Annotated in this window: 20 protein-coding genes and 1 riboswitch; of the genes, 11 read left to right on the forward strand and 9 right to left on the reverse strand. The window is 65.5% G+C overall.

The window, feature by feature from the left end:
• The first annotated feature begins 3 nt into the window (after window positions 1–3).
• The 5 genes from ATB98_RS14960 to ATB98_RS14980 all read left to right on the forward strand — a co-directional run bounded on the left by ATB98_RS14960 (window position 4) and on the right by ATB98_RS14980 (window position 5,778).
• Window positions 4–264 carry an exodeoxyribonuclease VII small subunit gene (locus tag ATB98_RS14960; protein ID WP_066874978.1) on the forward strand — a complete coding sequence of 87 codons (261 nt, stop codon included), beginning with the start codon at window positions 4–6 and terminating at the stop codon, window positions 262–264.
• Window positions 265–527: 263 nt separating this feature from the next.
• On the forward strand, window positions 528–1,451 hold the full coding sequence (locus tag ATB98_RS14965) for a pirin family protein (RefSeq protein WP_066874979.1): 924 nt from the start codon (window positions 528–530) through the stop codon (window positions 1,449–1,451).
• 302 nt (window positions 1,452–1,753) lie between these two features.
• On the forward strand, window positions 1,754–3,667 hold the full coding sequence (dxs, locus tag ATB98_RS14970) for a 1-deoxy-D-xylulose-5-phosphate synthase (protein ID WP_066874980.1): 1,914 nt from the start codon (window positions 1,754–1,756) through the stop codon (window positions 3,665–3,667).
• 111 nt (window positions 3,668–3,778) lie between these two features.
• A complete protein-coding gene (locus ATB98_RS14975; protein WP_066874981.1) occupies window positions 3,779–4,534 on the forward strand; it encodes a TlyA family RNA methyltransferase in 756 nt (251 codons plus the stop codon).
• Window positions 4,531–5,778 (forward strand): class I SAM-dependent RNA methyltransferase, encoded by a 1,248-nt coding sequence (locus ATB98_RS14980; RefSeq protein ID WP_066874982.1) that lies wholly within the window; start codon window positions 4,531–4,533, stop codon window positions 5,776–5,778. Before ATB98_RS14975 ends, ATB98_RS14980 begins: the two co-directional genes overlap by 4 nt.
• 20 nt (window positions 5,779–5,798) lie before the next feature.
• On the opposite strand, the gene ATB98_RS14985 is transcribed toward ATB98_RS14980, so the two are convergent.
• The 3 genes from ATB98_RS14985 to ATB98_RS14995 are packed head-to-tail and all read right to left on the reverse strand — an operon-like array spanning window position 5,799 to window position 7,278.
• On the reverse strand, window positions 5,799–6,458 hold the full coding sequence (locus tag ATB98_RS14985) for a glutathione S-transferase family protein (protein ID WP_066874984.1): 660 nt from the start codon (window positions 6,456–6,458) through the stop codon (window positions 5,799–5,801).
• On the reverse strand, window positions 6,455–6,934 hold the full coding sequence (locus ATB98_RS14990; protein ID WP_066874986.1) for an SRPBCC family protein: 480 nt from the start codon (window positions 6,932–6,934) through the stop codon (window positions 6,455–6,457). Before ATB98_RS14990 ends, ATB98_RS14985 begins: the two co-directional genes overlap by 4 nt.
• Window positions 6,931–7,278 carry an ArsR/SmtB family transcription factor gene (locus ATB98_RS14995; RefSeq protein ID WP_066874988.1) on the reverse strand — a complete coding sequence of 116 codons (348 nt, stop codon included), beginning with the start codon at window positions 7,276–7,278 and terminating at the stop codon, window positions 6,931–6,933. Before ATB98_RS14995 ends, ATB98_RS14990 begins: the two co-directional genes overlap by 4 nt.
• 182 nt (window positions 7,279–7,460) lie before the next feature.
• On the opposite strand from ATB98_RS14995, the gene ATB98_RS15000 reads away from it, so the two are divergent.
• Both ATB98_RS15000 and ATB98_RS15005 read left to right on the forward strand, forming a co-directional pair.
• Window positions 7,461–8,153: a ZinT family metal-binding protein gene (locus tag ATB98_RS15000; protein ID WP_066874990.1), complete on the forward strand. Its 693-nt coding sequence runs from the start codon at window positions 7,461–7,463 to the stop codon at window positions 8,151–8,153.
• A 359-nt stretch (window positions 8,154–8,512) separates the two neighbouring features.
• Complete coding sequence (locus ATB98_RS15005; protein WP_066874992.1) at window positions 8,513–9,163, forward strand: glutathione S-transferase family protein; 651 nt, start codon at window positions 8,513–8,515, stop codon at window positions 9,161–9,163.
• A 58-nt stretch (window positions 9,164–9,221) separates the two neighbouring features.
• Here ATB98_RS15005 and ATB98_RS15010 read toward each other — a convergent pair whose 3' ends face one another.
• Together ATB98_RS15010 and ATB98_RS15015 are read right to left on the reverse strand one after the other, a co-directional pair.
• Complete coding sequence (locus ATB98_RS15010) at window positions 9,222–9,974, reverse strand: crotonase/enoyl-CoA hydratase family protein (RefSeq protein ID WP_066874994.1); 753 nt, start codon at window positions 9,972–9,974, stop codon at window positions 9,222–9,224.
• An 18-nt stretch (window positions 9,975–9,992) separates the two neighbouring features.
• The gene (locus ATB98_RS15015) at window positions 9,993–11,774 is read right to left on the reverse strand and encodes an acyl-CoA dehydrogenase (RefSeq protein WP_066874996.1); all 1,782 of its coding nucleotides are present in this window, start codon (window positions 11,772–11,774) and stop codon (window positions 9,993–9,995) included.
• A 292-nt stretch (window positions 11,775–12,066) separates the two neighbouring features.
• Between ATB98_RS15015 and ATB98_RS15020 the strand changes: the two genes are divergently transcribed.
• A complete protein-coding gene (locus ATB98_RS15020; protein ID WP_066875001.1) occupies window positions 12,067–13,128 on the forward strand; it encodes a glycoside hydrolase family 25 protein in 1,062 nt (353 codons plus the stop codon).
• Window positions 13,129–13,151: 23 nt separating this feature from the next.
• Here the strand turns inward: ATB98_RS15020 and ATB98_RS15025 are convergent, their stop codons facing one another.
• Together ATB98_RS15025 and ATB98_RS15030 are read right to left on the reverse strand one after the other, a co-directional pair.
• Complete coding sequence (locus tag ATB98_RS15025) at window positions 13,152–14,246, reverse strand: hybrid-cluster NAD(P)-dependent oxidoreductase (protein WP_066875002.1); 1,095 nt, start codon at window positions 14,244–14,246, stop codon at window positions 13,152–13,154.
• A 3-nt stretch (window positions 14,247–14,249) separates the two neighbouring features.
• Entirely contained in the window at window positions 14,250–15,494 is a 1,245-nt protein-coding gene (locus ATB98_RS15030) for an aromatic ring-hydroxylating oxygenase subunit alpha (protein WP_066875003.1), read from the reverse strand.
• A gap of 110 nt (window positions 15,495–15,604) precedes the next feature.
• Window positions 15,605–15,805, reverse strand: a riboswitch (cobalamin riboswitch).
• Window positions 15,806–16,114: 309 nt separating this feature from the next.
• On the opposite strand from ATB98_RS15030, the gene ATB98_RS15035 reads away from it, so the two are divergent.
• The 3 genes from ATB98_RS15035 to ATB98_RS15045 all read left to right on the forward strand — a co-directional run bounded on the left by ATB98_RS15035 (window position 16,115) and on the right by ATB98_RS15045 (window position 19,281).
• Entirely contained in the window at window positions 16,115–16,714 is a 600-nt protein-coding gene (locus ATB98_RS15035) for a DUF6656 family protein (RefSeq protein WP_066875004.1), read from the forward strand.
• A gap of 117 nt (window positions 16,715–16,831) precedes the next feature.
• Entirely contained in the window at window positions 16,832–17,806 is a 975-nt protein-coding gene (locus ATB98_RS15040) for an L-threonylcarbamoyladenylate synthase (RefSeq protein WP_066875005.1), read from the forward strand.
• Between the two features lie 41 nt (window positions 17,807–17,847).
• Window positions 17,848–19,281: an FAD-binding oxidoreductase gene (locus ATB98_RS15045; RefSeq protein WP_066875006.1), complete on the forward strand. Its 1,434-nt coding sequence runs from the start codon at window positions 17,848–17,850 to the stop codon at window positions 19,279–19,281.
• Between the two features lie 185 nt (window positions 19,282–19,466).
• Here the strand turns inward: ATB98_RS15045 and ATB98_RS15050 are convergent, their stop codons facing one another.
• Together ATB98_RS15050 and ATB98_RS15055 are read right to left on the reverse strand one after the other, a co-directional pair.
• Window positions 19,467–20,120: a response regulator gene (locus ATB98_RS15050; protein WP_066875008.1), complete on the reverse strand. Its 654-nt coding sequence runs from the start codon at window positions 20,118–20,120 to the stop codon at window positions 19,467–19,469.
• Complete coding sequence (locus ATB98_RS15055) at window positions 20,092–23,673, reverse strand: hybrid sensor histidine kinase/response regulator (protein ID WP_066875010.1); 3,582 nt, start codon at window positions 23,671–23,673, stop codon at window positions 20,092–20,094. The genes ATB98_RS15050 and ATB98_RS15055 overlap by 29 nt, the downstream gene beginning before the upstream one ends.
• Window positions 23,674–23,775: the final 102 nt, after the last annotated feature.

The following is a 23,775-nucleotide window of genomic DNA, read 5'->3' on the forward strand; positions in this document are numbered from 1 at the left end:
TCCATGGACAACAATAACAACACGCAACCGGACGTTTCCGCCCTCTCCTTCGAGCAGGCCGTCGAGGAACTGGAGCGCATCGTCTCGGCGCTCGAACGCGGCGACGTGGCGCTCGACAAGTCCATCGAAATCTACGAGCGCGGCGAAGCCCTGAAGAAGCATTGCGAAGCCCTGTTGAAGGCAGCAGAGGATCGCATCGAAAAAATCCGCCTCGACCGCGCCGGCCGGCCGCAGGGTGTAGAGCCGCTCGACGCGGAGCAGTGACGTTTCGGCGGAGGAGTTGCCAAGATTCGCCCCTCATCCGCCTGCCGGCACCTTCTCCCCGCAAGCGGGGCGAAGGACACTCGCGGCGCCGTCTCAGTCCCCTCTCCCCGTTTTTACGGGGAGAGGGCCAGGGTGAGGGGCGAATCTTGCGCAGTGACCGCGACAGATGGCGCGCAACGAGAAACACAGCGTCCTCCAATGCCCCGCTACCCGCCAGGGGGGATTGGCGCTAGTCTCCGGGGAAACCAACCGGAGCGAGCGCCATGTCCTTCTTCCCTGGTCCCGATCCGCTTGCCGGCGAAAAGCCGGCCTGCGACGCCATCGAGCATCTGATCATTCCGCGCACCAGCGACATCGGCGGCCTGGAGGTGCGCCGGGCGCTGCCGACGGCACGCCGCCGTCTCGTCGGACCATTCATCTTCTTCGACCGGATGGGGCCGGCGCTGCTCCGCGCCGGCGAGGCGATCGACGTCCGTCCGCATCCGCATATCGGCCTTTCGACGGTCACCTACCTCTTCGACGGCGAGATCAAGCACCGCGACAGTCTCGGCACCGAGATGGTGATCCGTCCCGGCGACGTCAACCTGATGACCGCCGGGCGCGGCATCGTGCATTCCGAGCGCTCGCCGGAAAACCAGCGCGGGCAAGAGCGTTCGCTGTCCGGATTGCAGACCTGGCTGGCGCTGCCCGACGACAAGGAAGAGATCGCCCCCATCTTCACCCACACCGAGGAACGCATGCTGCCGCACCTCGCCGATGGCGGCGTGCGCGCACGCGTCGTCATCGGTGCCTACGAGGGCGTGACCTCCCCCGTCTTGACCTTCACCGAAACGATCTACGTCGACCTCATGATCGAGGCGGGCAAGAGCGCGCCTTTCGCCGCCCGATGGGAGGAGCGCGCGCTCTATATCCTTTCCGGCGAAGCGATCATTGCCGGCGACCACTTCGCCGACAACCAGCTTCTCGTCTTTCGCCCCGGGGACGAAATCACCATCACGGCCGGCCCCTCCGGCTGTCACGTGATGCTTTTCGGCGGCGCCGCGCTCGGTTCGCCGCGCCACATCTGGTGGAATTTCGTCTCCTCCTCCAAGGAGCGGATCGACAAGGCGAAGGAGGAATGGCGCTCGGGGCGCTTCGACATCGTTCCGGGAGCCGAGGAGGAGTTCATTCCCCTGCCGGAGCGCTAATTTTGCAATCAGGCTCGTGCGTCAAAATGGGTGATGTTTGAAAGGGCTGGGCCCTTTAGCGGCGGCGGTAGGTTTCAACCGATCCGACCGGAGCTATTGTGTGTCGTGGCGGGGCGCGTCCCGCGACCGCCGTTGGTATAATTGCGTTGGGCCCTTGGTTGGAGCCGCAGGAAAGCCTAATTTTGCATTCAACCGCGAATGCGTCTAAAGAACCCTTTTGACCGACACCACCCAACAAGATCGCGCGCCCGGCCGTTGGCGCGCATGAGGCATGTAGCGTGACACAACTGCCAACCACTCCGATGCCGGCGACCCCCTTGCTCGACAAGGTCCAGTATCCCGCCGATCTCAAGAAGATCGACGAGAGGGACCTGCCGCAACTGGCGGCTGAGCTGCGCGCGGAGATGATCGACGCGGTGTCGCGCACCGGCGGTCATCTCGGGGCGGGCCTCGGCGTCGTCGAGCTGACGATCGCCATCCACAAGATTTTCGACACGCCGAATGACCGGCTGATCTTCGACGTCGGCCACCAGTGCTACCCGCACAAGATCCTGACCGGGCGGCGCGACCGCATCCGCACGTTGCGCCAGGAAGGCGGCCTCTCCGGATTCACCCGCCGCGCGGAAAGCGAATACGATCCCTTCGGCGCCGCCCATTCCTCGACCTCGATCTCCGCCGGGCTCGGCATGGCGGTCGCGGCAGACCTCGACGGCAAGAGCCGCAACGTCATCGCCGTGATCGGCGACGGCGCGATGTCGGCGGGCATGGCCTTCGAGGCGCTCAACAATGCCGGCGCGCTCGATGCCCGCCTCATCGTCATCCTCAACGACAACGACATGTCGATCGCGCCGCCGACGGGGGCGATGAGCGCCTATCTGGCGCGGCTTGCCTCCGGGCGGACCTATATGGGCATCCGCGAGGTCGGCAAGAAGCTCACCGCCTATCTCGGCAAGACGGTGGACCGGGCGATCACCCGTGCGGTGGAACATGCGCGCGGCTACGTCACCGGCGGCACCATCTTCGAGGAGATGGGCTTCTACCACATCGGCCCCATCGACGGTCATTCCTTCGACCACCTGCTGCCGGTGCTGCGCAACGTCCGCGACAACGCCAAGGGCCCCGTGCTGATCCATGTCGTCACGCAGAAGGGCAAGGGCTATCCGCCGGCCGAAGCCGCGGCCGACAAGTACCACGGCGTCAACAAGTTCGACGTCATCACCGGCGCCCAGGCCAAGGCCAAGCCGAACGCGCCGGCCTATACCTCCGTCTTTGCCGACGCGCTCACGCAGGAAGCAAGCCTCGACGACAAGATCGTCGCGATCACCGCGGCGATGCCGTCCGGCACCGGCCTCGACCGGTTCGCGGCCGTGCACCCCTCGCGCTGCTTCGATGTCGGTATTGCCGAGCAGCATGCGGTGACCTTCGCCGCCGGGCTTGCGGCGGAAGGCTACAAGCCGTTTGCCGCGCTCTACTCCACCTTCCTGCAGCGGGCCTACGACCAGGTCGTCCACGACGTGGCGATCCAGGGGCTGCCGGTCCGCTTCCCGATCGACCGCGCCGGCTTCGTCGGCGCCGACGGGCCGACCCATGCCGGCTCCTTCGACACCACCTATCTCGCGTCGCTGCCGGGTTTCGTGGTGATGGCCGCCGCCGACGAGGCGGAGCTCAAGCACATGGTGCGCACCGCGGCCGCCTATGACGAGGGCCCGATCTCCTTCCGCTATCCGCGCGGCGAGGGCGTGGGCGTCGAAATGCCCGAGCGCGGCGAGATCCTGCCGATCGGCAAGGGCCGGCTCGTCAAGCAGGGGAGCAAGGTGGCACTGCTGTCCTTCGGCACCCGCCTCGCCGACTGTCTGCTGGCGGCGGAGGATCTCGATGCGGCCGGGCTCTCGACGACGGTCGCCGATGCGCGCTTCGCCAAGCCCCTCGACCATGATCTCATCCGCCAGCTCGCCCGCCATCACGAGGTGCTGATCACCATCGAGGAAGGCGCAATCGGCGGCTTCGCAACGCACGTGCTGCATTTCCTCGCGAACGAGGGCCTGCTCGACGGCGGCCTCAAGGTGCGGCCGATGGTAATGCCCGACGTGTGGATGGAGCAGGGGAAGCCGGAGGCGATGTATGCCCATGCCGGTCTCGATCGCGCCGGCATCGTCTCGACCGTATTTAAGGCGCTCGGCCAGAAACAGGCCGCCGGCCTCGGTGCGGCCGGCTGAACCGGACTCGACCCGGCCTCTCCCCTTCCCGGCGCCGGGACTCGCAACTGAATGCGGTTCCCCTCATCGGGGTCCCTTGCATTGCGGCGCGCGACGCGCGATGAGGGGCGCATGTCCAGCCAGCCCCCTGCAATGACCCGCCTCGACCAGTTGCTCCTGAACAAGGGGCTGGTCGCCAGCCGTGCCCGCGCGCGCGATGCCATCCAGCGCGGAACGGTCAAGGTCGACGGCCGCGTCGTGACCAAGCCGGCTTCGGCCTTCGCCGAAGGGGTGACGATCACGATCGACGACCCGGCGCAGGCCTATGTGTCGCGCGCGGCCCTGAAGCTCGTGGCCGCGCTCGACCATTTCGGCCTCGATCCCTCCGGCGAGACCTGCCTCGACATCGGCGCCTCGACCGGCGGGTTCACCGAGGTCCTGTTGAAGCGCGGCGCCGCGCATGTGGTCGCGATCGACGTCGGACACGGGCAGATGCATCCGCGCATTGCGGAAGACCAGCGGGTCACCAATATCGAGGGACTGAACGCCCGATCCCTCGGCCCCGACGATCTCGGCAGCCGGGCGGTCACCTTCGTCGTCTCCGACGTGTCGTTCATCTCGCTGAAGCTCGCCTTGCCGCCGGCACTGGCGATTGCCGAACCCGGCGCGCATTGCGTCCTCCTCGTCAAACCGCAGTTCGAGGCGGGCCGCGATGCGATCAGCAAGGCGGGTCTCCTCAAGGATCCGGAGAGCGCTCCGGCCGTCGCGGCCGAACTCAAGCGCTGGCTCGTCGAGGAAATGGGCTGGCGGAGCCTCGGCCTCATCCCCTCGCCCATTGCTGGCGGCGACGGCAACAAGGAATTCCTTCTCGCGGGGCGGAAACCATGAGCACCGAAATCGTCACGATCGGCCGGCTGGGCGCGCAGGGCGACGGCATCGCGCAGACCGAAGCCGGCCCCGTCTACGCGCCGTTCACGCTCCCCGGCGAGCTGGTCGCGCTTGCCGTCAACAAGGCGCACGGCACGCTGATCGCGCTGAAGGAGGCTTCTGCGCAGCGGGTCGAGCCTCCGTGCCGGCACTTCGGACCCGAGGGCGTCAACGGCACCTGCGGCGGCTGTTCGCTGCAGCATGCCGCCGACGGGCTGTACCACGCATTCAAGCGCCAACTCGTCGTCGATGCCCTCAGGGCGAAAGGCCTCGAGCCGGAGATCGCTCCGCTGATTATCGCGCGGCCAGGTGAGCGGCGCCGCGTCGTCTTCACCGCACGGCGAACCGAGAAGGAGTTGCTGCTTGGCTTCAACCAGGCGGAAAGCCACCACATCGTGGCGATCGGCGAATGTCCCATCTCCAGCCCGGGCATCGTCTCGCGGCTGGCGACGATACGCAAGATCGCCTCCGCGATGGCGTCCAACGCCGAACCCTTCCGCATCACGGTGCTCGAAACGGCAACCGGCCTCGACCTTGCCTTCGAGGGGATCAAGCTCGGCGATCGACAGAGGCGCGCGACCGTGGAGGCCGTTCTCGGCGAACGCGGCATCGCCCGCGTCAGCCTCAATGGCGAGATCATCATCGAGCCGGTGAAGCCGTCGATCGATTTTGGCGGCGTGCCGGTATCGCCGCCGCCCGGGGCCTTCACGCAGGCGACGCGTCCGGCGGAAGAAGCGATGGCGAAGCTGGTGCTCAATCATCTCGGCAAGGCGAAACGCGTTGCCGACCTCTTTTCCGGGATCGGCACCTTCGCGCTGAGGATCGCCCGGACGGCACGCGTCCACGCCGTCGAAGGCGACGACAAGGCCCTGAAGGCGCTGGATTTCGCCGCGCGCAACACGCAGGGGCTGAAGCCGGTGACGGTCGAGAAACGCGACCTCTTCCGCCGGCCGATGATGGCGCAGGAACTGAAGGTCTTCGACGCCATCGTCTTCGACCCGCCGCGCGCCGGCGCCGAGGCGCAGTGTCACGAGCTCGCCCGCTCGGGCGTGAAGAAGATCGCCGCGGTCTCGTGCAACCCGGTGACGCTCGCGCGTGACCTCTCGATCCTCGCTTCCGCCGGCTACCGCATCACCTCGGTGACCCCGATCGACCAGTTCCTCTGGTCGGCGCATGTCGAGGCGGTGGCGACGCTGGAGAAGTGATCCTCCTTTCTCCGGGAGAGCTAATCCCTGTCGGGTGCTCCGAGCGGAAAGAAGCTCCGGTAAGGGCGGGCCTCGTCAACGACCCGGGCCACGGAGGGGCGTGACAGGAGCCGCGCCCGGTAGGCCGCAAGGGTGGGATACCGCTCGGCAATCGGATGAACCCAGTCTCCGTAGAAAAGCGCCGGCGCGGCGGCGCAGTCGGCAATCGTGAAGCTGCCGCAGGCAGCCCAATCTTTCCCTTGCAGGCGCGGCTCCAGCCAGGCGTAGCAGCGTTCCATCTGCGCATGCGCATCGGCGACGCCGCGCGGGTCGCGCTCCTCCTTCTTGCGCAGGGCATCGCCGACAATCCGTTGCATCGGCACATGGACGTAATCGTCGAATACGTCGGCCATCATGCGGGCCTCCAACGCTTGACGCCTATCCTCCGGTATCATCGGCGTCCCGTTTCCGTGAAACAGGTCGAGATACTCGATCACGGCGTTGCTCTGCGTGACTTCCCGATCGCCGTCGACCAGTGCGGGAAATTGCCCCGTCGGCGACAGCGCAGCAATTTTTGCCTGGTTCTCGGGGTGATCGGGATCGATCATCTTGAACGTGAAGGAAACCCCGCGCTCGTAGAGCGCGATCAGCGGCTTCCAGACGAATGAGGCAAATGGATGCCCGTAGAGTGCGAGGGTCATAGCATTGCTCCGCAGGATTTGAGGGTCGCTTCGATCATGTCGAACTGAATTCCGGTCCCGTGGCGGCGGTCGGCGGTGCCGTCCCGGCCATCGAGGAAAACGATCTGCTCGGTGTAGGAGACGCGGGTTCCACCGCCTTCCGGTTCGAGCTCCAGGCTCGACAAGGTGACCGAATGGAAGCGTCCCGAGTGATGCAGGTCATAGGTATAAACGAGACGCCGGGCCGGCTCGATCACATGGAAGCGGGCCTCGAAAAGCGTCACCGTGCCGCTTTCCTGGAAGCGCCCTTCCAGAACCTCCTCTCCGCCCACGCGAAAGTCCATCGTTCGGCGCAGCAATGTCCAACGGTCCGGCGGGCCGGTGAACCATTGCGCCTTGAGCTCCGGATCGGACCATGCGTCGAATACCCGCTGCGGAGGAGCCGCCCAGACGCGCTTCAGCGTGAAGGTGCCGTGGAAGAACGGGGCTGGCGTCATGCGTTATCTCCCTTCGTGATGTCGCCGCCTTCGAGCAGCCTGCCGAGCCGGTCGAAGCGACTCTCCCAGAGCTGGCGGCGCTCGCTCAGCCAATTCTCGACACGCTGCACGGCCTCGCCGGCAATGCGGCATTCGCGGGTGCGGCCGCGTTTTTCCGTCACGATCAGCCCGCTCGCCTCGAGCACTTGCACGTGCTGATGGATCGCGGCGAGCGATGATTGGTAAGGCTTGGCCAGTTCGCTTACCGACGCCGGCCCCCGTGAAAGACGATCGAGAATGCCCCGGCGGGTTGCGTCCGAGAGCGCGTGAAAGGCCAGGTCCAGTTGCTTCGAATGCTCAACCATACACTTAAGTAACAGGCTGCCCGACAGAAAGTCAAGCGTCTACTTGAGTTTTGAATTTCACAGAGCTTAAGCGACGCCGGCCGTTTTGGCCTTGCCACGCCAAGGGAGATCGGCTACCTGCATTTTGTTACGTAATAACGTAACGCGATCATTTTCTTCAACACAGGTAGAGGTCCAGAAAAATGCAGTTTGCGGTCACCAGGTACATTGGCGCTTTGGCGATAGGTTCGGTGTTGCTTTTCGCAGTGCAGGCGCAGGGAAACCAACGGGTCGACGACACTGCCGCGCAAAGCCGCTCACATGACCATGACAGAGCGCATGACCATTCTCACGGTTCCGACGACGCCATTTACAAAGGGCATTTCGAAGATGGCCAGGTCGAACCGCGGACGCTCTCCGACTGGGAGGGCGACTGGCAGTCTGTTTATCCTTATCTGGAGAATGGCACCCTGGACCCGGTCATGGCTCACAAGGCAAGAGATGGCGACAAGAGCGCCGAGGAGTACCGTGCCTATTACCAAGCCGGATACGAGACCGATGTCGATCGCATCGTCATCAGCGGCGACAGTGTCACTTTCCACCAGGCTGGCGGCGCCGCCAAAGGCCGTTACGCTGCCGATGGCTACGAGATCCTGACCTACGAAGCCGGCAATCGCGGCGTCCGCTACATCTTCGAGAAGACAGAAGGCGACGAAGCGGCCCCGCGGTTCATTCAGTTCAGCGATCACCGCATCGCGCCGGCGCAGGCCGATCACTACCACCTCTATTGGGGAGACGACCGCGCGGCATTGCTGAAAGAGGTGACCAACTGGCCGACCTACTATCGTTCCTCACTGAGCGGCGAACAGATCGCCAGCGAGATGATGGCGCACTGATCCAGCATCGTTGACGGCACGACGAGGCCGGGAGCACTCGCGGCTTTGTCGAGCGCCCAGGGGGATCCGTGCGGTCTCGCGCAAGCCGGTGACGCTTGCGCGGGACCTCTCGGTCCTTGCCGCCGGCTACCACCTCGATGACCCCGATCGACCAGTTCCTCTGGTCGAGGCGGTGGCGGCGCTGGAAAAGTCAGCCCCTATGGACCACTTCATCTGGCAGGAGCGATGCGACGGCGGCCGGCAGCAGGAAACGCATCCTTTGCTGTCTTTGAACTGGCTTTGAGCCTTTCTCGAGCACCGGTGTCGGAGTCTCGTTTCGCCGGTCGTCTTCCAAGACAGGCAAGCCAGGGAGAACACCGATGACGATCACGATTACCGCCTTTGAACGGTCGCCCGATCGCGGCAAGGGTCTGGCGCGTGACATGCGCGTTCGCTGGGCGCTCGAAGAAGCGGGCCAGCCTTACGGCGTTCGCCTTCTTTCGTTCAAGGCGCTGAAGGAACCCGCGCATCTCGCGCTTCAGCCTTTCGGACAGATTCCGACCTATGAGGAAGGCGATCTCGCCCTGTTCGGATCGGGGGCGATCGTGCTCCATATCGCCGAGCGCCATGGGGGCCTGCTGCCGGAGGATGCGAATGCCCGGGCGCGGGCGATCGCGTGGATGTTCGCGGCGCTCAACACGGTGGAGCCGCCGATCTTCGATCGTGCTCTCGCCCGGATTCTCGAGCGCGACGAGCCCTGGTACGAGCAGCGCCTGCGCGTCCTCGAGGACAGCATCCGCAAGCGGCTCGGCGCCCTTTCCAGCCGCCTCGGCGATGCCGACTGGCTCGATGGCGCATTCAGCGCCGGCGACCTTTTGATGGTGACGGTGCTGCTCAGGCTGAAGGGATCGGCTCTGCTGGACGAATTTCCGACCCTCTCCGCCTATGTCGCACGCGGCGAAGCGCGGCCGGCCTATAAGCGCGCATTCGACGCCCAGCTGGCTGTTTTCACCGCCGCATCGCCCGGCTGACAAAGGTCCGCTCCGGACACTATCGAGCCTTTCGGACGTCACAGACCGGCTCGCCCGTTCAGCGGCGCATGAAAGCCTCGAAGGCGGCACGCGCCTCGGCGCTCTTCAGCTGCGCCGCGAAATGCTTCGCCTCCTCGTCGATGCGGGCGAGCACATCCTGGCGGTCGCCGCGAATGAGATTGCGGGCGATGCGCAGCGCCTCCGGCGGTTTCCGGGCGAGGCGCGCCGCAAGCGAAAGCGTCTCCTCCTCCACGGCCTGCTCGTCGACGATCTTTGAGATCAGCCCGGCGCTGAGAGCCTCGCCGGCTTCCAAGGCTTCGCCGGCGGCAAGGAGGGCGAAGGCGCGTTGATGCCCCATGAGGCGCGGGGCAAGCAGGCTGGAGGCCGCTTCCGGAACCAGCGCCAGGTCGACGAAGGGCGTCTTGAACAGCGAGCGGGCGGAGGCGAGCGTCAGGTCGCAGTGGAGATGCATGGTGGTGCCGATGCCGATCGCCAGCCCGTCGACACCGGATACGATCGGCTTCGTGGCCCCCGCGAGCGCCCGGAGAAATTCGAGAAGGTCGCTCCCCATGCTGCCGCCCGTCGCGACCGCGAGAAAATCGCCGAGATCGTTGCCGGCCGAGAAGCAGCCCGGCGTTCCGAGGAATGCCGTGACGCGGACGGCCGGATCCGTGCCGGCCACCGTCAAGGCATTCGTCATCTTCGCGTACATCTCGCGCGTGATGGCGTTCTTCTTTTCCGGCCGGTTGAAGCGGATTACCTGGACGCCGGGATAGGCTTCCGGCCGTTCGACGAGCACGTGGTCGGTCATGAGGTTCCCTTTCCTCTCTCAGTCCAGAACGGCGCGGGCGGCGGCAAGGCTCAAAGCGCCGTTGACGACGCGGTCCTTGAGCGCCGCCGTTTCGGCAAGCAGGTTTTCCGCCGCGAAGCGGCAGAGCGCGATGCGCCGGTCCTCTCTTCCGTCACCGGCTTCGGCAAGGCCGCCTTTCGCGAGATAGGCGCCGGTCAGCGCAAGGCCGAAGAGGCGCTGATAGGCGGTCGCGCCGGCGAGCGCATCCGCAAGCCTGCCGCCGCCAAGGGTCGCGATCAGCCAGTCGGTCGCCTCGGCGAGGTCCGCAATCGCCGCATCGAGCCGCGCCGCCGTGTCGCCGAAGCCTTCCCTGTTCGACGCCGCCACCGCCGCGGCGATCCGCTTGAGCTCGGCGATGAAGCCGCGCACATGAGCGCCATCGGAGAGCGGCAGCTTGCGGGTGACGAGATCGATTGCCTGGATGCCGTTGGTGCCTTCGTAGATCGGCGCGATGCGGGCATCGCGAAGATAGCGCGCCGCCCCCGTCTCCTCGATGAAGCCCATGCCGCCATGCACCTGGATGCCCATCGAGGCGACGTCGACGCCGGCATCGGTCGCGAAGGACTTGGCGATCGGCGTCAGCAGGCTCGAGCGTTCCTGCCAGTGGCGGGCGTCCTCGCCCACGCAAGCATGCGCCATGTCGACGGCGTGGGCACAGGCATAGGCGATGGCGCGCGCCCCTTGCGTCAGCGCCTTCATGGTCAGGAGCGTGCGGGCGATGTCCGGATGTTCGATGATCGGGCTCATGCCCTCGCCGCTCCATCCGGGCGCCCTGCCCTGCGTGCGCTCCTTCGCATAGGCGATCGCCTTCTGGGTGGCGGCCTCGGCGATGGCGATGCCCTGCATGCCGACGGCGAGCCGGGCATTGTTCATCATCGTGAACATGCAGGCGAGGCCGCGGTTCTCCTCGCCGACGAGGTAGCCGATCGCACCCTTCTCCTCGCCGAACTTGCCGTCGCCATAGATCATCGTGCAGGTCGGCGACCCGTGGATGCCGAGCTTGTGCTCGAGCGAATGGCAGAAGACATCGTTGCGCGCGCCGAGCGAGCCGTCGTCGTTGACCAGGAACTTCGGCACGAGGAACAGCGAGATGCCTTTGGTGCCGGGCGGCGCATCGGGCAGCCGCGCCAGCACGAGGTGGACGATGTTGTCGGTGAAATCGTGTTCGCCCCAGGTGATGAAGATCTTCTGGCCGAAAATGCGGTAGGTGCCGTCGCCGCGGCGCTCGGCGCGGGTCTTGAGCGCGCCGAGATCGGAACCGGCATGCGGCTCGGTCAGGTTCATCGTCCCCATCCATTCGCCGGAGACCATCTTAGGCAGGAAGGCCGACTTCAGCGCGTCGGTGCCATGCTTTTCCACCGCCTCGACGGCGCCCATGGTCAGCGTCGGCCCGAGCGCGAAGGCCATCGAGCCGCTGTTCCACATCTCCATGGCGGCGACGTGCAGCATGTGCGGCAGGTTTTGCCCGCCGAAGGCCTCGGGCGCCGTCAGGCCGTTCCAGCCGCCGGCGATCCAGTTGCGGTAGAGCTCGCGCCAGCCCTCCGGCGTCCTGACTGCCCCGTCGACGAGCCGTGACCCCTGCCTGTCACCCACCTCACCCAAGGGCGCCACCTCTTCCGAGGCGAATCGGCCCGCCTCGACGAGGATCGCATCGACCAGGTCTTCCCCGAGCTCGCCGAACGTTCCGGCCGCGAGGGCTTCAGCCATGCCGGCCACGTGCTTCAAGGTGAATGCGATCTCCTCGACCGGTGCCTTGTACATGGTGCCTCCTCCTGCGCTTGCGGCCAAAGGGCCGCCTTATGCATCGTCCCGCGCCGCAGACTATTGATTTTTACGTAAACGTCAACTTCGTATGGACCGTACCCGTCGCCATCGACCGCTAGAAAACTGCGCGACCTCCTAACATTAAGCATCCGGTGCCCCCCACAATCCAGAGCCGAATTGCCGCACGTTTTGCTGCTCTCGGTCGGTGTACAGAAACGGCCGTCTCGCGCAGATTGGGCCAGGGGCTGGGATTTACGACCTTTTAACGCTAAGTCGGCAATCTCAGAGAATGGAAAAGCGGGGAATCTCGATCTCGGGGATGATCTTGCGCCTGGTGGCCCTTTTGGGCCTGACCTTCGCGGCGGCGAACACACGCGCCAGCGAGTTGGAGCCGTGGAAACAACGGCAGAATGCCATCATCGTCGACGCCTATGAACTGAACAGCATCGACTGGGAAGCGATGCTGAAGGACAAGCGCATTGCCGGCTTCATCGCCAAGGCCTCCGACGGCCTGCCGGAAAGCTTCACCTGCACCGGCGACCATGGCGGCGACACGGTCGCCCATTGCAAGACGATGTGGCGCAAATACGCAGTCAGCCGCGAGCTTTACCAGACGCGCCGGATGGTCGCGCGCTCGCAAGGACTGCTCTGGGGCGCCTACCACCTGGCGCGGCCCGGCAACCCCATCGAGCAGGCCAATCACTTCCTCGACTATGCGGACCCGCGCGAGGACGAATTGATGGTCCTCGACCTCGAAGGCATCGACCCGGAAAAATACATGTCGCTGGAGGACGCGGCGGTCTTTGCCGGGCACGTCAAGGCCCGCACCGGGCGCTATCCGATCCTCTATACCAACCACATCACCGCGAAGCACATTGCCGCCAATCGCTTCAAGCACCGGCTGCTTTCGCGCCTGCCGCTCTGGTACGCGCGCTACAAGCCCGACATCCGCGACGTCTTCCCGATGGGCAACTGGGACGGCTATGCGCTCTGGCAATTCTCGTCGGGGCAGAATTGCGGCAAGAAGCGTTGCCCCTACCGCGTGCCCGGCACGCTCAACGACATCGACGTGAATGTCGCCGCCATGCCGGCTTCAGCGCTCCGGAAGACCTGGGCCCAGGGCGCGCTCCTGCCGGAGAAGCCGCCGGTCCTGACCGTCGTTGCCGCCGCGACGGTCGGCACGGCGCCGGCCGCCCGCGCGCAGGCTCCCGCCGCTGTCCTGCAGCCCCTCTTGATCAGCCGTGCCGAGGCCGAGGGCGGATCGGGCGCCGGCGTCGACATGACGGTCACCGGCACGATCAGCATCACCGCCGCCGAGGCTGAGCTGCCCAACCAGCCGGCGCGGCGTTAGAGCGGACCGCCCGCCCCAACCGCTCACGCCTCGATCTGAACGTCGTTCATCGGCCGCGAACAGCAGGCGAGGATGTAGCCCTCCGCGATCTCGTCATCGAGGATGCCGCCATTGTGGTTCATCTCGACGTCGCCGGCGACCTTCATTACCCGGCAGGTGCCGCAAATGCCGCCCTCGCAGGCGGCGCCGATGCGGACGCCGTTGGCGCGCGCCGTCTGCAGGATCGTCTGGCCGGGAACCGCAGTCACTTCCTTGCCGCTCATGGTGAAGGTGACCCTTGCCGCACCGGCCTCGGCGCCCGCGGCCGGCCCGGCGCGGACCGCCAGTTCCTCGGCCGCGGGTGCCGCCGCCGGCTGGAAGCTCTCCTGATGATAGCGCGCCATGTCGAACCCGGCCGCCTCCAGCATCTCGCGCACACCGCGCATGAAAGGCTCGGGACCGCAGCAGAAGACCGTTCGCTCCAGGAAATCCGGCGCCAGCAGCGGTAGCTTCGTCGCGTCGATCCGCCCGCGCAGGCCGTGCCAGCCGTGGCGCGCCTCGTGCCCCTCGACGAGGAAGCCGAGATGGAGCCGCGGCATCTGGCGGGCGAGAACTTCGAGTTCCGGCTTGAACAGAAGATCCTCCGGCCGCCTTGCACAGGAGATGAAGGTGACGTCCGTGTCCGGCGCGCAGTCGGCCATCCAGCGCGTCATCGACATCATCGGCGTGATGCCGGAACCGGCCGAGACGAAGAGGTATTTCTCGCCGGGATGGCGGACGAAGCTGAAGTCGCCGAGCGGCCCGAGCGCCTTCAGCACCATCCCCGGCTTCAGATTGTCGAACATCCAGCGCGTGCCGATGCTGCCCGGCTGCGCCTTGACGGTCACGGCGACCGAAAGCGGGCGCGAGGGCGAGGACGACAGCGTGTAGGTCCGCATCACCGGCTCCTCGCCGACGGGCAGTTCGAGCGTCACGAACTGCCCGGGCAGATAGCGGAACCAGGCCGGCTTGTCGGAGCGGAAGGTGAAGGTCATCACATCCGCGGTCTCGGCGACCGCCGAAATGCACTCGAGCAGGTGCTGGCGGTCTCTCCATGGCTGGAGCTCATCGAAGTGCTGGAAGGAGCGTGCCATTTCCATGGGTCAAGCCACCCGCGACAGACGGGTGGCGCCACCCTGAAGACGATCCAGCATGAAGCTCGAATACCACTCGACGAACTGCATCACGCCGCCCTCGTGCTCGGCCGAATAGGGGCCCGGCTCATAGGCCGGCGAGCGGATGCCGAAGGCGTTCTCCTCGACGATCTGCCGGTCCTGGTCGTTGGTCTCCGTCCAGACATGGGTCAGTTCCTCGAGCGTGTAGTCGACGCCCTCGACCGCATCCTTGTTGACGAGCCACTTGGTGGTGACCTGCGTCAGCTCCGGTCCGAGCGGCAGCACGCGGAAGGTGATCGCGTGATCGCCGAGGATATGGTTCCAGGTGGTCGGATAATGGAAGAGAAGCAGCGTGCCGATGCCGCCGGCGTTCACCGCGGCGGAGAGTTGCCGGCGCACGGCCTTCTCGCCCGACATCGTATAGCTCTCGGCGCCGTTGATCAGCGGCATTCTCGTCATGCGGAACTGGCCGGCCGGGCCGATCCTGAAGGCGCTCGGCAGGCCCGCCGCCTCGCATTTCGCCCAATGGGCGCCGATTTCCGGATCGTCCATCGCCCCCTTCACGCCCGTCACCGTCGGAGCCTCGGGATAGGTGCGGCAGAGCTCCGGATGGTTTGCGGCGCAGTGGTAGCACTCGCGGTTGTTTTCCCAGACGAGCTTCCAGTTGCCCTTCTCGACGATGGTGCTTTCGAAGGCGACCTTGGTTTCGCCGAGACGATGCGGCGCGAGATAGCCCGTCACCATGTCGCGGAACGGCCCAAAATCCATCGGCTGATCGGCAAGGCTGATGAAGATATAACCGCCGACCGTCTCGCAATGGACCGGCTTCAGGCTGTGCTCAGCGGGGTCGAAACCCTCCGGCATCTGCCGGGCGAAGAGCAGCCGGCCGTCCAGTTCGTAGGTCCACTGGTGATAGGGGCAGACGAGTTTGGCGGAAGAGCCCTTGTGCTGCGTGCAGACGCGCGAACCGCGGTGACGGCAGGAATTGTGCAGCGCCCGGATCGTGCCCTGCCGGTCGCGCACGACGACGATCGGATAATCGCCGACCTGCACCGTGAAATAGTTTCCGGCCCGCGGGATTTCGCAGTCATGGCCGATGAAGAGCCAGTCCTTGTACCAGATATGCTCCAGATCCTGGCGGTAATAGTCCGGGTCCACGTAGAAGGCCCGGTCGAGACTGTAGCCTTCCCGGCGGTTCTGGAGCTTGCGCAGCATGTCGTTCTGAATATCCATGTCCTGGTCCCTCGTTCACCCTTGTTTCGGAGGCAGGACAGGAACCCGCGCCGGCCAGAAAGCCGCGACGTCGATGGTCCCGATCCGGCTGCCCGCCGCAACCTTTACGGTCTATTTCTCGCGTCAAGGCTGGTTTCCGGGCTCTGGAGCCGTCCGCGAAGGACCCGCCCGGCGCCTTCCCGGACGGGACGTCCAGTGACTTTTTGCCGTGGCTTTGCTCCACCACCGTTGCGGGGGCAGCGCCGGGTTTTGACCGGCTTCCCAATTCTCCGCCTCGCTGAAAAGGCGGCACCTTGAGTGTCCGTATCTAAGCCTCGAGACTGCCCGAACAACTGCCGGTCTGCGACATTCGCTTCCAGAAAGACGACAGGGAATGCGCCGTGGAGAGGGCGCACGACGAAGCAAGATTATACATTGTAAACAATGCAATAGGAGAAAACTTGAGCAGTTGCTCATTTTTTCGTCAGCGCCATTCCCGACGCGAAGGCGCCTGACCATTTTGCGACATGGCATCCTAGGTCGCTCGGCCTCGGATGCGCGGCCAACAGTCTGTTAACCCTGATGATTTACCATCTTTCGACTGATCAACCGTTTGCGGGCAGGATGGGGCCGAGACGTCCATGGCGAAGTTCCGATACTACGACGCTGCCGAAAGGGCTCCGGCCGAAGCGCCGAAAGCCGCGACCCATACCGAGTTCCTGCGGACCGGCCGCATCGACCGGCGTCGCCACTGGACGGCCGATGAGCGGCGCTACCTGAGCTATGCCGAGGTTGCCGAGCTTACGGGGCGGAAACTGACGGCCGCCGGCGAGACCACCTACCGGAGGATCAACGGCTTCCACACCTCGATCCAGTTTCCGAAGATGATCTTTCACCGCACGCTCGCCAAAAGCCCCCACCTCGGCTACTGCCACGTGACCGCCGCGAGGACGCACCTTGCAAGGGCGCACGAGATCACGTGGTCGTTCTATTTCGCGAATTTCTTCTCCGACCTCGGCAACGAGACGCATTTCTTCGATCGCATCCAGGCGGGATATTCCCGCATGTACTTCGCCGTCGCCATCGAGCCCGACGCCGAAGAAGGCCGGATCGTCATCAATCGCAACGTTCGCGGCAACGGGCTGATCTTCCGGACGCAGGATCCGAAGGTTGCGCTGAAGAATGTCCTGATGCTCGGCGCGCACGACGACGCGCTGCGCCGGATCATCCGCAGGCTCTGACGGCGGTCCTTGTCCCCGCGCATCTGGTCGCCTCGACATGCGCCGACGAAGAAAATCGTTCTGTTTTTCCGTCACCTCGATTAATACCGACGGCGGAAAAGGAACGTGAAGAGAGCAATGGCCGAGATCATCGACACGCGCACCGAACCGGACCGGGCTATCGAGAAAGCCTGCGGGGTTCTTTCGGACGGCGAACCCGTCGCGATCCCGACGGAGACGGTCTACGGCCTGGCTGCCGATGCCACCAACGCCGATGCGATCAGCCGTATTTACGAGATGAAGGGCCGGCCGCGCTTCAACCCGCTGATCTGCCATGTCTCGGATATGGCGATGGCCGAGGCGCATGTCGCCTTCGACCCGATCTCGCGGCGCCTGGCTGAGTCCTTCTGGCCGGGCCCACTCACCCTGATCCTGCCGCAGCGGCCGCAAAGCAGCGTGCATGCGCTCGCCTCCGCCGGTCTCGATACGCTCGGCATCCGCATGCCCGAAGGCTTTTCTCGGCGGGTGATCGCCCGCTTCGGCCGGCCGCTTGCGGCGCCGAGCGCCAACACCTCGGGCAAGATCAGCCCGACCAGCGCCGCCCATGTCGAAGCCGACCTCGGTCCCAGGCTGAAACTGATCCTCGATGCGGGCCCCGCAGAGATCGGGCTCGAGTCGACGATCATCAAGGTGGAAGGCGGAAAGCTCCGGCTGCTGAGGCCCGGCGGGCTCGACGCTGCGGCGATCGAAGCGCTCACGGGCCTGCCCGTCGAGCGCCCCGAGACCGCCGGCGCGACCATCGAAGCGCCCGGGATGCTTGCCTCACACTATGCGCCGGGAGCCGCGGTCCGGCTGAATGCCGAGGATGTCCGCAGGGGCGAGGCCCTGATCCGCTTCGGCGGCAAGGCGCTTCCCGGCGAAAGCGAGGCGGCGATCGTGCTGGATTTGAGCCCCGGCGGCGATCTCAGGGAGGCGGCCGCCAATCTCTTCGATTATATGAAAAGGGCGGATGCGAGCGGGGCCGCCACCATCGCCTTCGGTCCGGTCCCCGGCGAAGGGCTCGGAGAAGCGATCATCGACCGGCTGCAGCGGGCGGCCGCGCCACGCGGCTGAAGACCGCGATCGAGCGCCCGGAAACGCGTAAAGACAGGGCCATGACGACCATCACTCCTTCCCCCGAACTGATCGCCTCCTTCGTCGACATCGTCGGCCCCGGCAATGCGCTCACCGCGCCCGCGGAAATCGCGCCTTATCTCGTCGAATCGCGCGGCCTCTATCGCGGCACGACGCCGCTGGTGCTGAAGCCCGGTTCGGTCGACGAGGTTTCCCGCATCCTGCGGCTCGCGAGTGAGACCCGCACGGCGATCGTTCCGCAGGGCGGCAATACCGGGCATGTGGCGGGGCAGATCCCGCGCGAGGGAAAGGCCGACATGGTCCTCTCGCTCGAAAGGCTGAACCGCATCCGCGACATCGATCCCGTCGGCAATGTCATCGTCGCCGACGCCGGCTGCATTCTCGCCGATATCCAGAAGGCGGCGGACGACGTCGACCGCCTGTTCCCCTTGTCGCTCGGCTCGGAAGGTTCGGCGCGGATCGGCGGCAATCTTTCGACCAATGCCGGCGGCACCGCGGTGCTTGCCTACGGCAACATGCGCCAACTCTGCCTGGGGCTAGAGGTCGTGCTGCCGACCGGCGAGATCTGGGACGGCCTGAGAAGGCTCAAGAAGGACAATACCGGCTATGATCTGCGCGATCTCTTCATCGGCGCGGAGGGGACCCTCGGCGTCGTCACCGGCGCCGTGCTGAAGCTCTTCCCGAAGCCGCTCGGCCATCAGGTCGCCTTTGCCGGCCTCAAGAGCGTCGAGGCCGCGCTTGCCCTTTTCGACCGGGCGTCAAGCCTCTGCGGCCCGGCCCTGACGGGTTTCGAACTGATGCCGCGGCTCGGCATCGAATTCACCACGCGGCACATTCCCGGCGTGCGCGACCCCTTGCAGACGATCCATCCGTGGTATGCGCTGATCGACATCTCCACCTCGGATTCCGCCGAGAGCGCCGAACGCATGGTGGAGGGCCTGCTCGAAGCCGCCATCGCCGACGGCCTCATCGAAAACGCCATCGTCGCCCAGAGCGAAGCGCAACGGAGGACCCTCTGGCACATGCGCGAAAGCATGTCGCCGGCCCAGAAACCCGAGGGCGGCTCGATCAAGCATGACATCTCCGTCCCGATCTCGAGCATCCCCGCCTTCATGGCGGAGGCGGACGCGATGGTCATGGCCGCCATGCCCGGCGCACGCATCTGCGCCTTCGGACACATGGGGGACGGCAATATCCACTACAACATTTCGCAGCCACTCGGCGCCGACAAGGAGGCTTTCCTCGGCCGATGGCGCGAGATGAACGCGATCGTTCACGCGATCGTGCTGAAATACAACGGCTCGATATCGGCCGAACACGGCATCGGCCAGTTGAAGCGCGACGAGCTCGCATCGATCCGCTCCCCGATCGAGATCGAGCTCATGCGGCGGATCAAGCATGCCTTCGATCCGGCCGGGATCATGAATCCCGGCAAGCTGTTGCGGCAGGATTGAGGCGGCCGATCCAGGGCTAAGGCGTTGCTGTACATTGATTTTGCCGCTCACCGCAGGCGGGGAGAGGGTACGAGGTTGGCGCGGCTTGCCCCTTCTCCCCGTCAAGACGGGGAGAAGGTCGCGGCAGCGGGTTGAGGGGCAAATCGCATAGGCCGCTTTCAAAACCGCTACCCGCGCATCCCGCGCTAACCAGGGTCGCGCGTGCCGGTCGACAGCAGGCGTTCGCACAGCACCGCCGCCTGGGTGCGGCTGACGACGCCGAGTTTCTTGAGGATCGTCGAGACGTGCACTTTCACGGTCTGCTCGGCGATTTCCAGCTCGCCGGCGATCTGCTTGTTCAGCTTGCCATCGACTATTCTCGTCAGGATCCGCAATTGCTGCGACGACAGCGAGGCCAGGCGCGCGCTGAAGGCGGCGTCCGGGTCGGCGGCGGTCGAGATGCCGGACCGGGACGGCGTCCACACCTCTCCATCGAGGATGCAACGGATCGCTTCCACCATCTCGGGCAGGTCGAGCGATTTCGGAATATAGCCGGAAGCGCCGAATGTGATCGCCTTGCGGATCGTCTCGCCATCCTGCTTTGCCGAAACGATCGCAACCGGCAATGTCGGGTGATGGGCATGCAAGAGGAACAGACCGGCAAAGCCGTCCGTTCCCGGCATGGTCAGATCGAGAAGGACGAGATCCACCTCGTGCCGATCCCCGGCAAGCACCTCGATGACCTCGTCGACCGACCGGCAGGCGATCAGTTCGAGATCCGGCAGCACCGCGACGAGGGCACTCCTGAGGGCTGCCTGCACCATTGGATGGTCATCGGCGATGACGATGCGCGTGCTCATTCTCTTCCTCCTCCTCCTCGATCCCGGTGCGCTTCGCCAGTGCTGCAGCGTCCAGGTATCGTCTCAAGGCGGCCGGCTTCACCGGCTTCGCCATGATGTCGCAACCGGCAGCTCTCGCCTCGGCGCCGACCTCCTCGCTTCGGTCGGCGGTGATCACCAGGCCCCTTATCTCCCGTCCCCAATGCTCCCGCAGCGCGCCGAGCACCTCAAGACCCGTCGCGCCGTCGTCGAGATGAAAATCGACGAGTGCCAGATCCGGCACCTCACCGCCGGCGGCGGCAAGCGCCGTTTCCGCATCTCGCGCGATGATCGGCCTGTGTCCCCAGCGGCCGATGAGAGCGGCCAATCCTTGCAGGATCGAGGCGTCATTGTCGACACAAAGCACGACGAGCGAGCCCTTTTCATTCGCATCGCCGAGGTAGGACTTTTCCGGGACCAGTGCCGTCGTGGCGCTTTCAGCGAGCGGCACGGTCACGGCAAAGCATGTCCCGCGTCCCGGGACCGAACGGATTTCGATCGGATGCTCGAGGAGGCGACAGATGCGTTCGACGATCGCGAGGCCGAGCCCGCTTCCCTTCTCGTGATCCTGGCCATTCCCGAGCCTGCGAAACTCCTCGAAGATCTCCTTCTGCTTCTCCGCCGCAATACCGATGCCGGTATCCAGGACTTCGATCCGAAGCCGACCCGCCATTCGCCGGCAGCCGAGCACCACCTTGCCCGTGCGCGTGTAGCGGATGGCATTCGACAAGAGATTCTGCAGCACCCGGTGCAACAGCTGTGCATCAGTTCGCACCGCCGCGGAACAGGGAACGACGCGCAGGGTCAGTCCGCGCTGGCGGGCCAGAGCGGCAAATTCGAGCTCCAACTGGGCGAAAAGCGTGCCGATCGAGAAATCGACCGGACGCGCCCGGACTGCACCGGAATCATAGGACGAGATGTCCAGAAGCTCGTCGAGCAGCCGCTCGGTCGAGGACAGCGCCGCCGCCGCATTGCTTGCAAGCGTCCGCTCCTCCTGCCGCTGGTCGCTCACCGCTTCGCCTGCACGCAGGCTCTCGTCGAGTGCCGCGAGATAGAGACGCGCCGCATTCAGCGGCTGCAGCAGGTCATGGCTGGCGGCGGCGAGAAAGCGCGTCTTGCCCATGTTGGCGAGTTCCGCCTCCGCCTTGGCGCGCTCCAGGGCCTGCGTCCTTTCCTGGACGCGTCGCTCCAGTTCCTCGTTGGCGCGGCGAAGCGTCGCCGCGGTACGGTAGCGCCCGGTCACGTCGGTATAGGTCGAAATATAGCCGCCCTCGGCCATGCGGTCATAGGCGATCTCGAGCACCATGCCGTCCGGCCGTTTCCGCTCGTAGACATAGGGCCAGGTCTGGGTCGCGAGATCCCTGTTGACGAGCAGCGCCTTGAGGTCGTCCGCGTCGTATTCCCCGCGCTCGCGGTTGAACTCTACCAGGTTTGCAAGCGGCAGTCCGACATGGATCAGATCCTTCGGCAGGTCGAGCAATGCCAGGAACCGGCCGTTCCAGGCCTCGATGTTGAAGTCCGGATCGAAGACGCAGATGCCCTGCGGCACGCTTTCCAGCGCCCCTTGTAGCAATTTGCGGCTGAAGTGAAGCGCCTGGGAGGCCTCGTCGAGCATCACGGCCGCCTTGCGCGAAAGCGAGCGGCTCTCGAATGCCGCGGCCATCACGACCCGGGCCGAGGCGGCGCCGAGGGCGCCGGCAATGAGGTTCTCGGTAAAGCGCATCGCATCGAGATCGGCCGGATCGTCGCTTCGCTTCCGGGCACCGCCCCTGGAGCCGTAACGCTCCCGGAACTCGCCGAAGGCGCGCGCGCTGCGCTCCGGTCCGACGAAACGGGCGGCCAGCGCCTCCAGGTCGTCCAGCCCGGTGACGAGCGGCAGGGACGCCAGCGAAAACCTTCCGACCGCCGCCTCGCCCACGAAGGCCTCGGCCTGGCGCCGCTCCAGCGGTGAACGGCCCCTGATCAGCGACAGGGCAACGAAGACCGTCAGATTGGCGCCGAGGCTCCAGAGCGTCGCATGTGAGATCGGGTCCAGTCCGCTCAGGCCGAAAAGCGATTGCGGCTTCAGCCAGAGGATTCCCGGCGGCCCGTTGACGACAAGGTCGTCGACGGCCGGCAAGAGCGGCGCGATTGAGGGAACGAGCAGCGTATAGGTCCACAATGCGAAACCGGCGACGATCCCCGCAATCGCGCCGGCCGCGTTTGCCCGACGCCACAGCAATCCGCCGAGGAAGGCCGGTCCGAACTGCGCGATGGCGACGAAGGACAGGAGCCCGATCATGGTCAGCGGATAGGCCTGGTCGACCATCCGGTTCATGAGGTAGGCAAGCAGGAGTATCGCCGCGACCGAGACGCGTCGCACCATGAGCAGCACCGCGGGCGATGGCCAGACGGTGCCGCCGCCGCTGGCGAGAAGACGCGAGCGCAGGAGCACGGGAACGATGACGTCGTTGCAGAGCATCGTGCTCAGCGCGACCGAGGCGACGATCACCATGCCGGTCGCTGCAGACAGCCCGCCGATGAAGGCCAGGAGCGCGACCGTGGGTGCCTCCGCCGCGAGCGGCAGCGAAATCACGAAAGTATCCGGGTTCACCGTCTCCCCGAACGTCGCAAGCCCGGCAATGGCGATCGGCACCATCAGAAGGCTGAAGGCGAGCAGGTAACCCGGATAGAGCCAGGCGGCCGCACGCGCCTGCGACGGCGATTTGTTCTCCACCACGGCGACATGAAACATGTGCGGAAGGCAGAGGAAGGAGATCGCGGCGATGACCGTGTTCGATATCCAGGTCGGATCGGAAAAGTCCGGCGTCAGCAACGGCCCCATGCGCGGATCGGCCTCGGCGCGGGCGATCAGATCGCCGAAGCCGTCGAACATGCCGTAGACGACGAACAGCGCCACGGCCAGGAAGGCCGAGAGCTTGACCAGGCTCTCGAAGGCGATCGCCGCCATCAGGCCCCGATGGTGCTCGCTTGCATGGATGTGCCGGACGCCGAACATGATGGCGAAGAGCGCCATCGAGGCGGCCACTGCGAGGCTGCTGTCGCTGCTGAGCAGCCGGTTGCGCCCATCGGCGGGCAGAGCCGGCGAGGTCAGGATATCGAAGCTGGTGCCGACCGCTTTCAATTGCAGCGCTATGTAAGGCAGGACGGCGACGAGGGCGGCCAGGGTCACCAGGGCCGCCAGCGTATGGCTCTTGCCGTAGCGCGCGGCGATGAAATCGGAGATCGAGGTGATGTTCTGGCTCTTTGCCACGGCGATGATCTTCGAAACCAGCCGCTGGCCGAAGACGAGCACCAGCGTCGGTCCGATGTAGATCGCCAGGAAGTCGAAGCCGCCGAGCGCCCGTCCGACCGAACCGTAGAAGCTCCATGACGTATTGTAGATGGCAAGCGTCAGCGGATAGGCGGCGACCGCCAGCCAGCGTGTCGCAACGGGCAAGCCCCGCCCAGCGCCCCGCCGATCCGTCCACCAGGCGATCAGGAACAGGACGGCGACATAAACCGTCGAGATGAAGAGGACGAGCCAGCCGGCCATAGCACCCCGCTGCCTTGTGCAGCAATTCCGCGGCATTCCCCTCGGCACCGCTGCCGGATCATCTCCATATCGCTCATTGACCGGCAAGGCAAACGGGAGGGA

Origin of the sequence: Sinorhizobium saheli (genome assembly GCF_001651875.1) — a bacterium.
Classification (GTDB): Bacteria; Pseudomonadota; Alphaproteobacteria; order Rhizobiales; family Rhizobiaceae; genus Sinorhizobium; species Sinorhizobium saheli.

Bases quoted from the DNA above. Each gene is read 5' to 3' on its own strand.
- ATB98_RS14960 (WP_066874978.1), top strand. From the start codon at position 4: ATGGACAACAATAACAACACGCAACCGGACGTTTCCGCCCTCTCCTTC.
- ATB98_RS14965 (WP_066874979.1), top strand. From the start codon at position 528: ATGTCCTTCTTCCCTGGTCCCGATCCGCTTGCCGGCGAAAAGCCGGCC.
- dxs (WP_066874980.1), top strand. From the start codon at position 1,754: ATGCCGGCGACCCCCTTGCTCGACAAGGTCCAGTATCCCGCCGATCTC.
- ATB98_RS14975 (WP_066874981.1), top strand. From the start codon at position 3,779: ATGTCCAGCCAGCCCCCTGCAATGACCCGCCTCGACCAGTTGCTCCTG.
- ATB98_RS14980 (WP_066874982.1), top strand. From the start codon at position 4,531: ATGAGCACCGAAATCGTCACGATCGGCCGGCTGGGCGCGCAGGGCGAC.
- ATB98_RS14985 (WP_066874984.1), bottom strand. From the start codon at position 6,458: ATGACCCTCGCACTCTACGGGCATCCATTTGCCTCATTCGTCTGGAAG.
- ATB98_RS14990 (WP_066874986.1), bottom strand. From the start codon at position 6,934: ATGACGCCAGCCCCGTTCTTCCACGGCACCTTCACGCTGAAGCGCGTC.
- ATB98_RS14995 (WP_066874988.1), bottom strand. From the start codon at position 7,278: ATGGTTGAGCATTCGAAGCAACTGGACCTGGCCTTTCACGCGCTCTCG.
- ATB98_RS15000 (WP_066874990.1), top strand. From the start codon at position 7,461: ATGCAGTTTGCGGTCACCAGGTACATTGGCGCTTTGGCGATAGGTTCG.
- ATB98_RS15005 (WP_066874992.1), top strand. From the start codon at position 8,513: ATGACGATCACGATTACCGCCTTTGAACGGTCGCCCGATCGCGGCAAG.
- ATB98_RS15010 (WP_066874994.1), bottom strand. From the start codon at position 9,974: ATGACCGACCACGTGCTCGTCGAACGGCCGGAAGCCTATCCCGGCGTC.
- ATB98_RS15015 (WP_066874996.1), bottom strand. From the start codon at position 11,774: ATGTACAAGGCACCGGTCGAGGAGATCGCATTCACCTTGAAGCACGTG.
- ATB98_RS15020 (WP_066875001.1), top strand. From the start codon at position 12,067: ATGGAAAAGCGGGGAATCTCGATCTCGGGGATGATCTTGCGCCTGGTG.
- ATB98_RS15025 (WP_066875002.1), bottom strand. From the start codon at position 14,246: ATGGAAATGGCACGCTCCTTCCAGCACTTCGATGAGCTCCAGCCATGG.
- ATB98_RS15030 (WP_066875003.1), bottom strand. From the start codon at position 15,494: ATGGATATTCAGAACGACATGCTGCGCAAGCTCCAGAACCGCCGGGAA.
- ATB98_RS15035 (WP_066875004.1), top strand. From the start codon at position 16,115: ATGGCGAAGTTCCGATACTACGACGCTGCCGAAAGGGCTCCGGCCGAA.
- ATB98_RS15040 (WP_066875005.1), top strand. From the start codon at position 16,832: ATGGCCGAGATCATCGACACGCGCACCGAACCGGACCGGGCTATCGAG.
- ATB98_RS15045 (WP_066875006.1), top strand. From the start codon at position 17,848: ATGACGACCATCACTCCTTCCCCCGAACTGATCGCCTCCTTCGTCGAC.
- ATB98_RS15050 (WP_066875008.1), bottom strand. From the start codon at position 20,120: ATGAGCACGCGCATCGTCATCGCCGATGACCATCCAATGGTGCAGGCA.
- ATB98_RS15055 (WP_066875010.1), bottom strand. From the start codon at position 23,673: ATGGCCGGCTGGCTCGTCCTCTTCATCTCGACGGTTTATGTCGCCGTC.